Origin of the sequence: Helicobacter pylori (genome assembly GCF_015904775.1) — a bacterium.
Classification (GTDB): Bacteria; Campylobacterota; Campylobacteria; order Campylobacterales; family Helicobacteraceae; genus Helicobacter; species Helicobacter pylori_DM.
Genome location: NZ_JADZNC010000004.1, coordinates 66,564 through 80,797, shown reverse-complemented (window position 1 = coordinate 80,797; position 14,234 = coordinate 66,564). Strand labels below are relative to the sequence as shown.

Below are 14,234 nucleotides of genomic sequence, written 5' to 3'. Positions count from 1 at the left end.
CGGTTGTTTTTTAACTCCTTGTTTTTAACCGCATGATTAAGATTTTAAAGCTTTGTTTAACTAAGCTTGATTTTTAGGTAAAAGCCTAAGGTATGCGATCTCGCTAGGGGCTAAAAACCTTAAAGGAACGCCCCAATACCCTGCCCCACTGCTCACGTAAATTTGAGTGGTGTCGCTGTGCTTGTATAAACCATATAAATAGGTTTGTGCCAACTTGACTAAAAGGCTAAAGGGGAAGATTTGCCCTGCATGGGTATGCCCTGAAAGCACTAAATCCACAGAGTGGTTTTCTTTGAGGCTTCTAATTTGCTTAGGTTGGTGGGCCAAAAGGATCGTAGGCTTACTACTATCACGCTTTTTTAAAGCTTTGTCAATATCAGGGGCAAAATTTTGACGCTTCCTTGCGAAATAATCATACACACCGCACAAATTGATCCCCCCTAAATGCACGCACTCATTCCCTAAAATCGTCAAATTAAGCGTGTCAAGAAACGATAAAATCGGCTCTATGCCATGATAATACTCATGATTTCCTGGCACATAAAAAGTGCCATGCGTGCTTTTAAGGTTGTTTAAGGGCAGTAAAAAAGATTTGACTTTTTCAATGTTTTCATCCACTAAATCCCCCCCAATCAGCACCATATCCACTTCTTTTTGATTGACTTCTTCTACAATGTAATCAACAAAATCTTTTTGCAACAAACTCCCCACATGCATGTCTGTGAGTAAAATAATCTTTAATTCTTTATCCAGCTTGTCTAAATAAATAGGGGTTTCTTTGATTTTAGGGCGGGCCAACCCCTCATAAAACCCGCGCCAAAAATACCCTAATAACGCCAGATAAAACCCTAACTTTAAAAAGTTTTTTAAACCTTTACGCCTTGAAGGTAAGAAATCTATTTTTTCTATGGAGTAGGAAAACCCGTAAAAACTTAAAGAAAGGATAAAAATAATAAAAGATACAAACGAACACGCCGAAGTCAAAACAAACAAATGGCTAGGCATGTTATTTCTATAAAAAGCAAAAGCCGCCTCGCCCGCACTCAAAAGGATAAAAAACCATAAATAAGCGTATTGAGAGATTTTCTTTAAGGTTAAAAACGACTTCAATATCCTAAAAGAACTATAATTCAAAAGACACAAAACCAATAAAAACGCTATGGAGATCAGCATACCACCCTTTTATTATCATAAAGTGTTCTGTCATTCTATCATATTGACGCTAATACACCCTTTAGGTTTCATCGTGCTATTTCCTTTTTTATCAGTCTCAATCCACACAGAAAGAGAAAAGTATCCCTCCCTTTAAAAGAGTGTGAGTTTGGATATAATAATAAAAAATGCACTTAAAACCATGAAAAAGGAGATGCGATGCAATTAGACGAAGATTTAGAATTCGCTAAAAAAATCTTTAACCCTAACAGAGCGTTTGCCAAGCAAGCTAGGATTAAAAATATGTGCGAATATAAAGATTTAGTGCATGAAGCCAATGAAGATTATGAACATTTTTGGGGCGAGTTAGCCAAGCAAAAACTCACATGGTTTAAACCTTTTGATAAGGTTTTAAACAGCGATAACGCCCCTTTTTTCAAATGGTTTGAAAACGGCAAAATCAATGTTTCTTACAATTGCATAGACAGGCATTTAAAAGACAAAAAAAATAAAGTAGCGATCATTTTTGAAGGGGAAATGGGGGATTATAATGTCATCACTTACAGAAAACTCCACTCTGAAGTCAATAAAACAGCCAACCTTTTAAAAAACGAATTCAATGTCAAAAAAGGCGATAGAGTCATTATCTATATGCCTATGATTGTAGAAAGCGTTTATATGATGCTCGCATGCGCTAGGATTGGAGCGATCCATAGCATCGTTTTTGCTGGGTTTAGCCCTGAAGCCTTGAGGGATAGGATCAACGACGCTCAAGCCAAATTAGTTATCACAGCGGATGGGACTTTTAGAAAAGGCAAACCCTATATGCTCAAGCCAGCCCTTGACAAGGCTCTAGAAAATAATGCCTGCCCTAGTGTGGAAAAAGCGCTCATTGTGATACGAAACGCCAAAGAGATTGACTATGTGAGAGGGCGCGATTTTGTCTATAATGAAATGGTCAATTACCAATCCGATAAATGCGAACCTGAAATGATGGACTCTGAAGATCCTTTATTCTTGCTCTATACAAGCGGATCAACCGGGAAACCTAAAGGCGTTCAACACAGCAGTGCAGGGTATTTGCTATGGGCGCAAATGACGATGGAGTGGGTTTTTGATATTAGAGATAACGATAATTTTTGGTGCACCGCCGATATTGGCTGGATCACAGGGCACACTTATGTGGTTTATGGGCCTTTAGCTTGTGGGGCGACGACTTTGATACTAGAAGGCACGATGTCTTATCCGGATTATGGGAGATGGTGGAGAATGATAGAAGAATACCGCGTGGATAAATTCTACACTTCCCCTACCGCTATAAGAATGTTGCATGCCAAAGGCGAAAACGAACCCTTAAAGTATAATTTAGAGTCACTCAAAGTTTTAGGAACGGTGGGAGAGCCCATTAACCCTACAGCATGGAAATGGTTTTATGAAAAAATCGGCAACTCAAAATGCAGTATCGTGGATACTTGGTGGCAAACAGAAACAGGCGGGCATATCATCAGCCCTTTACCGGGAGCTACGCCTATAAGGGCCAGTTGCGCAACTTTACCTTTGCCTGGAATCCATGCGGAAGTTTTAAACGAAGACGGCACCAAAACAAAGCCCGGAGAGCAAGGGTTTTTATGCATCACTAAGCCATGGCCTTCTATGGTAAGAAACATTTGGGGCGATGAAAAACGATACATTGATAGCTATTTTTCTCAGATCAAGTTGAATGGGGAATATGTCTACCTCTCTGGAGATGGCGCTATCGTGGATGAAAACGGATACATCACTATTATTGGGCGCACAGATGATATTGTGAATGTGAGCGGGCATAGGATTGGCACGGCTGAAGTGGAAAGCGCTATTTCCAAGCATGAAATGGTGGCTGAATGCGCGGTAGTGGGTATCCCTAATACGATTAAAGGAGAGGGCTTGTTTGCGTTTGTGGTGCTGTGCGATGGGGCTAAATGCAATCTTGGCGAGAGTTTGGAATTGTTAAAAGAAATGAATCATATCTTGTCCGTTGAAATTGGAAAGATCGCTAAATTAGACAATGTCATGTATGTGCCAGGTTTGCCTAAAACCAGGAGCGGGAAAATCATGAGAAGGCTTTTGAAATCTATCGCCAAAAAAGAGCCTATCACTCAAGATTTAAGCACGCTAGAAGATGTGAATGTAGTTAAAGAAATAATGAGTATCGCTCAAATGGAGGAGTAAAATCTAAAAAATGCTTTTTAGCGTTTTTTAGCCAAATAATAAGAGTCCAATTTCAATCAAGCGATAATTTCTCATAAAGTGTAGGAACGCTACCGCTTCGCATTATTTCACCACTCAAAAAGCGTTTTAACTTTCTTTAAATCTTTATACTCCACGCTTTTGATAGCATGATCCTCTAATTCAAAATCCGCACTCAAATCGTTAGCATCTTTAAGGATGGCTTGAAAGCTTTCTTTATTGGTGAGTTTGACTTCCACTTTTTCGCCTAAAGAAAGCTTGAAGTGTTTGGGGGTTTTAAGCACTCTTTCTAACCCCATAGAGCTCACTTCCAAAATATAAGCGTCTTGAATAAAATCGCACACATCTAATAAAGGCGAAATGATCTCGCTCACTTGCTGGCAAATGTCCAAACTAACCGCTCCGTTAGGGTTTTTAAGGCTCACCCTTAAAACATGCTGCTCATTTTCTTTAACCAAACTCACATCATAAAGCAAATAACCCAAACTTTCAATCACGCCCTCTATTTTCTCTTCTATTCTTTTAGTCATTATCTTTCCCTTTAGCGATTTCATTGAATAAAGCGTCTAGGCGGAGCTGCTTTTCTAAACTATCATCTAAAACAAAACTGAGTTTTGGGCATTTAAACCATCCGCTCGCTTGCAAAACAAATTGCCTAATCAAACCCTCAGCTTTTTTTAATTTGGAAAGGATTTTATGATCTGATGAAAGCACAAACACCAAAGCGTGGTGTTTCCCTTTAGAGCATTCCACCTTAGTAACGCTTAAAGAATTCAACTCGCCATCATTCAAGCTCGCTAAAGCCTCTTGCAGTAATTCTAAAAGATTGGATTCTAAGCGTTCTTTATGAGCGTTCATTAGAGGGTTCTTTTTTTATGGATTTCTTTATAGGTTTCAAACACATCGCCCACTTTAATCTCATTATAATTGTCTAGCATGATCCCGCACTCATAACCCTTAGAAACTTCTTTCACATCGTCTTTAAAGCGTTTCAAAGAAAGGATTTCGCCGGTATGAACCACCACGCCATCTCTAATCAAACGCGCCTTAATGCCACGAGCAATCACCCCATCGCTCACCACACACCCGGCTATCGTGCCTACTTTAGGGATATTAAAGGTCTCTCTCACTTCCGCTTGTCCGGTATGCTCTTCTTCAATGATAGGACTCATCAAGCCTAATAGTAGCGATCGCATTTCTTCAATCAAGGCATAAATCACCGTGTAAGTTTTAATGCTCACATTGTATTCTTTAGCCTTATTTTTCACGTTACCGGTGGGGCGGATATTAAAGCCTAAAATCACGGCATGCTCACTGCTAGAGACTAGGCTCAAATCATTCTCAGTAATGCCCCCCACCCCTGAGTGGATCACTTGGATCGCCACTTCTTCGTTATTAAGCTCTAACAAGCTGTTTTTAATGGCTTCTAAGCTTCCTTGCGTATCCGCTTTAATGACTACAGGAATGTTTTTTAATTCCTTATTAGCGACCATTTCTGAAAGCTCATCAAAAGACACTTTAGTGCTTTTACTCAAGGCTTTTTGGCGTAAATAAGTCGCCCTCTTTTGAGCCTGCAAGCGCGCGATGGAATCGTTTTCTACCCCTATTAAAACAGATCCCGCAGGCGGCACTTCGCTCAAGCCTGTGATGAGAGCCACCATAGAGGGTTTTAAATTTTGAATGCTCTTGCCTTGATCGTCAGTCATCGTTCTTACTTTACCAAACGCCGTTTCGGCAAAAAAACTATCCCCCACGCTCAAAGTCCCGCTTTGGACAATCACAGTGGCCACTGCCCCACGCCCTTTTTCCACGCTTCCTTCTAAAACAACCGCTCTAGCGCTGCCCTCTTCTATGGCTTTTAATTCCATAATATCCGCCTGGATAAGAATGGTTTCTAATAAATTGTCAATGCCATCGCCCGTTTTAGCTGAAACAGGGATAAACTCATGCTCCCCGCCCCAATCCACAGGGTTATAACCAAGCTCAGCGCATTCGGCCTTGAGTTTGTCCGGATTCACATTAGGCTTATCCATTTTATTCATCGCAAAAATCACAGGCACATTAGCCGCCTTTGCATGCTCTAAAGCTTCAATAGTCTGCTGCTTCACGCCATCATCAGCCGCTATCACAATCACTGCAATATCTGTTACTTGAGCCCCACGATTACGCATCTGGCTAAAGGCTTCATGCCCTGGGGTGTCAATGAAAGACACCCATTTGTTATTTTTTTCTACCATGTAAGCGCCAATGTGCTGAGTGATCCCCCCAGCTTCCGTGTGAGCGACTCTTTTATCACGGATTTTATCCAATAGTGAAGTTTTACCATGATCAACATGCCCCATGATAGTCACCACAGGTGGGCGTTCTTTTTTCACCCCCTCTAACACTTCTTCTACTTCAAATTCTTCTAAAGTGTTTTGAACAGAAATTTCTAAATGGAACTCTTCGGCTAAAATTTCTATGCTATCCTTATCCAAAAAGTCGTTTTTAGTTACCATAAGCCCTAAATTAAAGAGGGTTTTAATCACATCAGCCAGATTCAAATTCGCTTTTTGCGCGAATTCATAGACGCGCACTTCTTCAGGGATTGCAATCGCGCTTTGGATCACTTTTTGGCTGCTATCGTTACGGAATGCGCGTTTTTTCTTGGATTGTCGTTTGATCCCGCTTTCATTCATCCAAGGGTTTTTCCTTTGGACGCGCACCCTGTCGTTGATATTTTGGCGTGCTTCTTTTTCTTCTTCCTTATTGAAATTATCTTGTTCATGCAAATCAAACAATAAAATTTCATCGGTTTCATCATCATAAATATCATTGCCCTTAAAATCCCTCGCATCGCTAAAATCAATTTTATGGGATTTGTTGTTTTTGGCTGTGGGGGTGGCTTTGGGCTTACTGGGTTTTTTAACTTTTTTAGCCTCTTGTTTGTCTTTTTCTTGCCATTCTTTTTTAATGTCTTCAAAAATAGCTGCCGCGCTTTGAGTGGGTTTTTTGCTTTCTGTTACGCTGTTTTCACTTTCATTTTCAGTTTCATCATTGCGTTTAATCACCCTAAAACCCGTGCGTCTTTTAATGTTTTCATGGCGTTTGATCTCTTGCTCTTGCTTTTTAACTTCGCTGATTTCTTTTTTAGCGTTGCTGACATTACTAGCGCTGTTAGCGTTGTTAGTGGTATTGGTGTTGCTTTGGGTGAGTTTGTTTAGGGCTTCTCGGCTTTTTTGGATTTCTTGGAGCTTTTGTTTGGCTTTTTCTATTTGAGAGTGGCTAACCGCTTTAGGGGTGCTTTCTACAGGGGGCGTTTGGTTTTCAAAAGTATTGACAATCTCTATTTCTTTCTTTTTGATAATAGGCGTAGGAGTCTCTTTTTTCTTTTCTTTAGTTTTTTTGGGCTTTGGCTGGCTTTTTGTTTCTTCTTTTTTAGGCGTTTTGGAAGCCTTTTTAGCAAGCGGCTTAGGCGTTGCGGCTATCTTCAAATCGTCTTTATTGTCTTGTTCAAGATTCTTAGCGGGTTGATTGGCTTGTATTTGTTCTTTAATGCCATCCACAATGTATTTGTATAGCTTGCCTGCTTGCTCTGGGGTCATTTTAGAATTTGTCTTAAGCTCTAAACCAATGTCTTTGGCTTGCTCGATCACATTTTTAAGCTCTTTTTGGGTCTTACCAAGCTCGGCTAAAAATTCTTTTAAATCAACCATACCACTCATGCTATGCTTCTCTCCTTAATCCAAGTAATGATATTTTTGGTATCTTTTGGGGCGTTCTTTATTTTTGAAACCGCTTTCAACAACTTTTTTTCTCCATTTTTCAAACAATTTCCACACACATAAAAACTACGGCCTTTGCCATCAAATTCCATGATTTGATTTTCAAAACTTTTCAAACGCAACAAATCCTTTTGAGGTTGGCGCATTCTGCACGCCACACACATGCGGATTTTAATTTCAGTCTTTCTCAATAAGGACTCCATCATTATCAAAATCTAAAACCGCTACCCTGAATTTAGGGAATTTCTTGCTCAAAACCTGCTTTAATTTAGGGGCGTCTTCTTCATAACACATGTTAAAAAACGACGAACCGCTCCCTGAAAGCGTGCTCATTAGGGCGTTATTTTCTAAAGCGAGCTTTTGGATCACAAACAACACGGGATAAGTTTGCATGCGCTTATATTGATGCATCCTGTCTTTAGAACAACAACGCAATAAATCCCACTTCCCCTGCACAATCGCCATCGTCATCAAACTCGCATGCGAAAGGTTAAACACGCTTTCTTGCACGCTGTAACGCTTGGGCAAGAGATGGCGCGATTGCTTGGTAGAAATGGCCCTATTAGGGATCACCATCACCGCTTTTAAAAAAGAAGGGATTTTGGTTTTTAAACTTATCACTTTCTTTTTTTCCACAAACGCTGCATTATACCCCCCAAACACCGCCGGAGTGATATTATCTGGGTGGTTTTCATAAATTAAAGCGGTATTGACAATATTTTCTCTATCAAAATCAAACCCTAAAAACGCAAACGCTGAAGCGACCGCACCCACAATCATCGCCGAGCTAGACCCCATGCCCCTTGTAATAGGGACTTTATTATGCAATAAAAATTTAAACGATCCGTCATTCCCATGCTTTTTTAAAATCTCATAAAACACTTTAGTGAAAATATTGTTGGTTAAAAATTTAGGGATCCCTTCACCCTCCCCAACCAATTTCACCGCATGGAAGCTACTAGGCTCAATAAAAAACCGATTGCGTAAATTCAAGCTCAAACCCAAGCAATCAAAACCGGGGCCTAAATTCGCACTTGTTGCAGGAACACTCACTACCAAATTTTAAACCCCTATTGTTGATACCCTTTCATTTTTAAAACTAGCATTATACACTAAATAGGAGGCAAAATGTAAAACGGCGTGTTCAATTGGGTGAATTTGTCTTTCTCTAAAAAAGAGGGCAGCATGAAATCTTTTGGTGCAATTTTCAAATCCTTAAAATCGGTTAAGCTTTCCCTTTCTTTTGAAACAAAGTATTTATTGGCATACGCCAAAATGGGCGTGTTGTCGTTAAAATCAAAGCCTGTGGTGGAATAGAGTTCAAAGTCATGGATTAAAGCCAAAGTGTGTAAGAAAACATGCGTGAGCTTTAGGCTAGTGAAACTCCCTGGCCCTTTAGCGTAATAAACCCCTTTAATCGCCGGTAAAGTAGGGTAGATCGTGGGGTAAATGGTGGGGTTTTTAAAATCTTTGAATAATTGCAAAAAAACTTCCACCAAAGCTTCACTTGTTTTTGATTTGGAAGTGTAAGAAGCGCATAAAAAATTGTTTTGATACACCCCAAGCAAGACCCCCTCGCCTAAAGAAATAAGTGCTAAATCCAATTCCAAAAAATAAACCCTAATTTAGGATTAAGCGAAAGCCTTTTGCAACGCAAATTCTTTAGCCGGATTCGTAGCGATCAAAACTTCGTAATTTTTAGCGTCCGCTAAAATGGCTTTAACCAACATGGAATTGAGTTTATGACTCCCTGAAAAAGAAGTGTATTTGCCCATCACAGGCATGCCTAAGACCATTAGATCCCCCATAGCGTCTAAAATCTTGTGGCACACGAATTCCTTTTCGCACCTCAAGCCCTCTTTATTCAAAATGCTGTTTTCATCCAGCACGATACAATTATTCAAGCTCCCCCCTTTAGCCAAACCAATGGATCGCAAGTAATTCACTTCTTGCAAAAACCCAAAGGTGCGGGCTTTAGCGACTTGCTCTTTGTAAGCGGTTTTACTAAAGACAAAATGGTGGGCTTGCTTAGCGATAACCGGATGGTTAAAATCAATCGTGAAATTCAAGGAAAGTTGGCTGTCTGGCTCAATTTTAACAAATTTATCGCCCTCTCTAACCTCAACGGCTTGCTTGATTTCCATCACCTTTTTAGGAGCGTCTAATTCTTTAATCCCTGCTTCATCTAAAAGCATGCAATAAGTCAAAGCACTCCCATCCATGATAGGGATCTCTTCGTTATCCACAGAGATTTTAAGATTGTCAATACCATACGCATGGATAGCTGAAAGCAAATGCTCAATCGTAGAAATTCTAGCGTTATCCTTACCCAACACGGTTGCCATTTTGGTATCCACGATGTTTTTAGGTTTTAAGGGGAGCTTCACGCCCAAATCAGAGCGGTAAAAAACAATGCCTTGATTTTCTCCTAAAGGCTCTAAAACAAGCTTCACAAGAACGCCCTTGTGCAAGCCTATCCCTACTAATTCCACAGAGTGGTTAATGGTTGTTTGTTTCATAATACTTCCTTTATGTCTAGTATATCGTCATTTTTAGTGATTATTTTAATATTTTTATTTACTAAAAGCCGTTCAACCTCTTTTAAAGACAAAATTTTATTTTGAAAAACGATTTGAGCGCTCTTGACTTCTTTCAAAATCAAGCACTCTCCAAAGCACACAATCGCCCCTTCGCAAACCCCATAAACCGACACACAGCCCTCTGAAATAATCTTCGCTCCATTGTGGATATTACCCAAAAAAATAAGATGATTAGCGCTATAAATCTCTTCCCCACTCCTGATATGGTGCTCATAAATCGTTGTTTTGGTTTCTGTTTTAGAATGATTGGGTTTTGAATGATTGGTTTCTTCTTTTAAAGGCATGGTTTTGATATGGCGTCCGTTTAAAGCGCGATTCGTTTCTAAAAACAAAAGCTGGTATTTGTGCAAAATGGCTTTGACTTCTGGTTCAATATCATATTTAAATATAATAAGAAAATACTGCAAAAGGGCATGGTTTTTTTCTAAAAATTCCATGACCGCTTCAGGATCTTGCTTTTCAATTTCAAACGCATGCACGTTTTTTTGATTCGTTTTTAACATGACTATCCTTTCATTAAAAGCCGTTTGGCTTGCTCTATGGGGGTGATGATATTGGTTTTTATCCATTGCTCATTAAGCCATTCATTAGGCCGGACAAAAACCCCTTGCAAAAGCACTCCTAAATGCAACCCAATCCCTAATTTCAAACCACTACTCCCCACGCTTTCATCATCTTTTAGATGCGCTAAAAAAACGCACAAACCTAGCCCATAGCAATTGATTAAACTATTACCATAAAAATCCAACTCCCCCTTAAAAACCCTCTTCACAGATAAATCAAACGCTAAAGATAAATCCTTACTAGGTATCAAATCCACCCCTAAATGCAAGAATTGGAACAACACCTGATTGTCCTTTAAGATACGCCGATTTTCTAAAAAATTGCTTGCCATTTTAAAAGGCCCATTCAAGGGTTTTAGCGCTTGAAAATGGGAAAAATCCTTATCAAAATCCCCTTGCTCTAAAGCGATCTTTTGGATTTTTTCTAAATCTTTTAAGCGCGCGTTGGAAAATCTTTCTAATAAAGTTTGCTCAGTGTAGTTTTGAAATTTTTCTTGCTTTGCAATCTTATCTTTTAAGGCGCTTAAGTCTATATCTTTTTCCCTCAAACGATGGGTTTTTCGCTTGAGTAATAAAGGGGTGGTATTAGAGTTATAGGCTTTATCTTTAGCGACAATGAACGCCTTAAAATCCTTATTTTTATAAGACCAAGGCACTAGAGCGATAAAAACATTACGCTGCTTGAATTCTACAAGCCTGAAAGCTTTAAAATCCTTTTTTTTGACGCGCACAAACGCTTGAGACAAGTTCTTATCCAAAGCTTCAAAGATGACTATCGCGCTCCCTCCATAAGCGATGCTTGGAGAACGAGATAAAATAACGATTGAGGGTTTTATCGTATCAACACACACTTCCTGTTTGAAAGACGCCTTATTGCCATTGAAAAAATTAGCATAGCTCCAATCGCTCGCCTGAAATTCATAATCAAGGCACTTGTCTTCTAATCCCATGATTTCAGGCCTAATCAAAGGCACTTCTAAAGACTTGGGTTTATCCAATACCAGACTTTCTTTTTCATATAAGATCAAATTGTCTTTTGTGGTTACTTTTATCTCATAGCGTTTGATGCCCTTTGGGGCTACTATTTTAACCTTAATGGGTTTTTTCAAATCCCAAAAAAGCGCTCCATTGTTGTCATTAAGCGCATTTTCTTCGCTCTTTAAAATAAAACTTAAAGCTCTAGGTTTTGTGATTAAAGCGTTAAAAATCAAATAACCCCCCAAAATTAAAACGACTAACGCTAAAATTTTAAACCTTAACTCCAAGATCAAGCCTTAAAAAATAAACGCATAATTCACTAATAAAAAACTGGATCGCTTGAACTGGTTGTTAGCTGAAATCAACAATCGTTCATCATTTTCTTTATTTTGATAAATCGCTCCCTCTTCTACTCCCATCCTCAAATAGCTAATCGGTAATTTGGTGCCAATCTCTAAGCGGTGTTTCCTATAAAGCGTTAAACTCACGCCCACATTAAAAGTGTAATCCACTTCAATCAAAGATTTCCATAAAAAATTAGGGCTTGAATAACCCCCTACTACCAAATCCCTCCCGTTTTGATTAGGCTTGTCTTGATAAAGCATAAGCCCTATCCCAAAACCCGCATAAACGCCTAAAAAATGCTTTTTAGTCTTAAAATCTAAAGGCATGTCAAACAATAAATCGGTATTCATAGCCCCTAAAACATAAAAAAACGAGCCTACAGACTGCTTGCTTGCATCCTCTTTTAACACCCCTCCCCCAAGCAATAAATCCCCATAAAATCGTGTCCCAAAATAAGGCACGAAGTATTTTTGATACCCGAATTTAACGCTAATCATAGAAACAGGAGCGTTAATCTTAATATTGTTTTTAAACGCGCTAGGGGCATTCGCGCCGTATCTGTCTAACATTTCCCCTTGGTAAGACAAGTTCAGTTCCCCATAAGCATACCCACCCCCTAAAAAAACCCCGCTCTTATCATCGGCTATGGAAAAAGATTTGAGTAATTTTTTTCTTTTCTTTGAAGAAATCTTTGGGTAAGTTCGCTCTAAATATTCTTCTTCAAACTTATCCTTATCCATCTCTTTGGGTGAAACCCCTTTTTCGGTGAGCTGTTGCTTTAAATGGTTTATTTTTTCGTCTAATTGTTGGTTTTCTTCTTCTAAATTGTCATAATCTGTCGCTTGAAGTCCCAGTATGAGCACGATATAAATCAAACCATATTTAAATTTCAACATTTTAGCCTTTACAATAAATAGTTGTAACTAATATAATAAATATTAGTGCTTTTAAAATAATATAAAAAAGTTTGCGAAGTTTCTTTTAAGGGAGGCATTTTTAAGGCTAATTCAAAGCGGTGTTTGAGGTTAAGCGTCATGCTCACCCCCAAATTCAACACCAGCCCAAAAGCGTTAGGCTGTGAATACCCTTTAACCTCTTTTAAATTTTGATACATCCCATTCCACCCCACTCCAACGCCTCCAAATATCCCTAACGCAAACCTTTTTTCTTTGTCAATAGGCTTATCCATCAATAGATCAATATTCAAGCTTGCGGTTTGATAAGAGGCTAAAGAATCGCTTTTAAACCCTTTCATCGCTCCTCCTAAATACTCCCCATAAAAGCGTAAGGCGCTAATCCCGTTAGCAAAATACTTTTGATACCCGCTCCTTAAGCCATACAACAAAGGAGAAGCCTGAATATTGTTTAAAGGTTCAAAGCTCTCATAAGATCGGGCGTTAGGATGAGCGCTAACCCCTATATCGCCAAGGATTACGCCTATAAAAAAACCGCTCTTACTTTTAGCCATTTGCTGGAATAAGAGAGATTCATTTTTTTCATGCAATTCCCCTTTGAGCATGTAAAGCTGGCGTTTTTTCTTATGGATTTCTTCAAGCAGACTTTTTTCATCAATATTCTTTTTAACTTCCTTGTTTTCTTCAAACTCTAGCGTTTGGGTGCGTTTTTCTTCCAAAAGAATGGGAGCGTCTTTAGAGGTATTTTCTTTAATCATGTTTTCTTCAGTCGTATTCTCTTGAGCCGTATTTTCTTCAGCGTGCAAGCTTAAAATAAAACCAAAGCATAAAATGAGATTTCTTATTTTTTTAGAACACATATTGATACCCAATGCTTGCTATAGCTCCCCACCAAGTCTCTTTTGAAGAATTAGATTGCAAAAAAGGGAAATTATTTAAAATTTTAAATTCAAATTCAATGCGGTTTTTTTCTAATACCGTTAGAGCCAATCCTGCGTTAAAAGACATCCCCCATTCCGCCGTATAATTCACCCCATGCGCTACAACCCCTAAACCTAAACCCATATAACCCCCCATATAAAGGTATTTCCCCACAAAAGGCAAAGGAAAATCCAATAAAAAATCCCCATTCAGCATAACCGATTGAAACCCCACGCTCCCAAAGCCCGCTTTTTTAGGAGCCCCTCCATAATATTGGATATAGATGCGCCTGCCAATGATATTGGGCTTAACCAAGCGCGCAAAAAACGACGGCCTGAAAGTTTGATAGCCAAAACGCAAGCCATAAGCGAACAAATAATTTAAAATATTCCCGGTGATACTGGAACTATTGGTTCTAACCATGATTTCATGGTTGTAAAAAAACCCGGTATTGATCCCTAAAATAAGCCCGCTTTTAGCGTTCGCTCTTTTTAAGTCTCTGATCAATTCCTCAACTTCTTTATCTTCATAGGCTTTATAATACTTGATATATTTATAGTATTTCGGATCTAGGGTATCATAATCAAGCGCATTCAATCCCGCATAAAACCCCATTAAAGACCATAAAATAACATGTTTTTTAAGACCCAAAATCGCTAAATCCCTTGAATTGTTTGTTAAAAGTTTCTTTCAATTATACTAAAATAATTAAAATGACCGGTTAAAATGGAGTAAAATTTTTACCCACCCCAATAAAGTCATGCTACAATG

At 38.9% G+C, this 14,234-nt stretch carries 14 protein-coding genes; 1 reads left to right on the top strand and 13 read right to left on the bottom strand.

All coding sequences use genetic code 11. The features are described from left to right. Positions 1 to 60: 60 nt before the first annotated feature. Positions 61 to 1,173 carry a metallophosphoesterase gene (locus tag I6852_RS03680; RefSeq protein ID WP_197291388.1) on the bottom strand — a complete coding sequence of 371 codons (1,113 nt, stop codon included), beginning with the start codon at positions 1,171 to 1,173 and terminating at the stop codon, positions 61 to 63. Positions 1,174 to 1,371: 198 nt separating this feature from the next. On the opposite strand from I6852_RS03680, the gene acs reads away from it, so the two are divergent. Beyond that, positions 1,372 to 3,360, top strand: coding sequence for an acetate--CoA ligase (acs, locus tag I6852_RS03675; protein ID WP_197291389.1), 1,989 nt, complete (start codon positions 1,372 to 1,374; stop codon positions 3,358 to 3,360). A gap of 107 nt (positions 3,361 to 3,467) precedes the next feature. On the opposite strand, the gene I6852_RS03670 is transcribed toward acs, so the two are convergent. From I6852_RS03670 to I6852_RS03615, 12 genes are read right to left on the bottom strand one after another with little or no spacing between them, the layout of a single operon-like run. Beyond that, the gene (locus tag I6852_RS03670) at positions 3,468 to 3,908 is read right to left on the bottom strand and encodes a ribosome maturation factor RimP (RefSeq protein WP_197291390.1); all 441 of its coding nucleotides are present in this window, start codon (positions 3,906 to 3,908) and stop codon (positions 3,468 to 3,470) included. Then, positions 3,901 to 4,236, bottom strand: a complete 336-nt coding sequence (rbfA, locus tag I6852_RS03665) for a 30S ribosome-binding factor RbfA (protein WP_000991152.1) — start codon at positions 4,234 to 4,236, stop codon at positions 3,901 to 3,903. The genes I6852_RS03670 and rbfA overlap by 8 nt, the downstream gene beginning before the upstream one ends. Beyond that, complete coding sequence (gene infB, locus I6852_RS03660) at positions 4,236 to 7,082, bottom strand: translation initiation factor IF-2 (protein ID WP_197291391.1); 2,847 nt, start codon at positions 7,080 to 7,082, stop codon at positions 4,236 to 4,238. Before infB ends, rbfA begins: the two co-directional genes overlap by 1 nt. Then, complete coding sequence (locus I6852_RS03655) at positions 7,079 to 7,333, bottom strand: DUF448 domain-containing protein (RefSeq protein ID WP_001232504.1); 255 nt, start codon at positions 7,331 to 7,333, stop codon at positions 7,079 to 7,081. The genes infB and I6852_RS03655 overlap by 4 nt, the downstream gene beginning before the upstream one ends. Beyond that, the gene (gene thrB, locus I6852_RS03650; RefSeq protein WP_121292195.1) at positions 7,320 to 8,201 is read right to left on the bottom strand and encodes a homoserine kinase; all 882 of its coding nucleotides are present in this window, start codon (positions 8,199 to 8,201) and stop codon (positions 7,320 to 7,322) included. The genes I6852_RS03655 and thrB overlap by 14 nt, the downstream gene beginning before the upstream one ends. 53 nt (positions 8,202 to 8,254) lie before the next feature. Next, positions 8,255 to 8,752 (bottom strand): tRNA (adenosine(37)-N6)-threonylcarbamoyltransferase complex dimerization subunit type 1 TsaB, encoded by a 498-nt coding sequence (locus I6852_RS03645; RefSeq protein WP_197291392.1) that lies wholly within the window; start codon positions 8,750 to 8,752, stop codon positions 8,255 to 8,257. A 21-nt stretch (positions 8,753 to 8,773) separates the two neighbouring features. Then, positions 8,774 to 9,661: a UDP-3-O-acyl-N-acetylglucosamine deacetylase gene (lpxC, locus tag I6852_RS03640; RefSeq protein ID WP_197291393.1), complete on the bottom strand. Its 888-nt coding sequence runs from the start codon at positions 9,659 to 9,661 to the stop codon at positions 8,774 to 8,776. Next, positions 9,658 to 10,245 (bottom strand): septum site-determining protein MinC, encoded by a 588-nt coding sequence (gene minC, locus I6852_RS03635; RefSeq protein ID WP_197291394.1) that lies wholly within the window; start codon positions 10,243 to 10,245, stop codon positions 9,658 to 9,660. The genes lpxC and minC overlap by 4 nt, the downstream gene beginning before the upstream one ends. A gap of 2 nt (positions 10,246 to 10,247) precedes the next feature. Beyond that, positions 10,248 to 11,570, bottom strand: a complete 1,323-nt coding sequence (locus I6852_RS03630) for a M23 family metallopeptidase (RefSeq protein ID WP_197291395.1) — start codon at positions 11,568 to 11,570, stop codon at positions 10,248 to 10,250. 9 nt (positions 11,571 to 11,579) lie between these two features. Beyond that, positions 11,580 to 12,524, bottom strand: a complete 945-nt coding sequence (locus I6852_RS03625; protein WP_197291396.1) for an outer membrane beta-barrel protein — start codon at positions 12,522 to 12,524, stop codon at positions 11,580 to 11,582. A gap of 8 nt (positions 12,525 to 12,532) precedes the next feature. Beyond that, on the bottom strand, positions 12,533 to 13,402 hold the full coding sequence (locus tag I6852_RS03620; RefSeq protein WP_197291397.1) for an outer membrane beta-barrel protein: 870 nt from the start codon (positions 13,400 to 13,402) through the stop codon (positions 12,533 to 12,535). Beyond that, entirely contained in the window at positions 13,392 to 14,114 is a 723-nt protein-coding gene (locus I6852_RS03615) for a hypothetical protein (protein ID WP_000523302.1), read from the bottom strand. The genes I6852_RS03620 and I6852_RS03615 overlap by 11 nt, the downstream gene beginning before the upstream one ends. Positions 14,115 to 14,234: the final 120 nt, after the last annotated feature.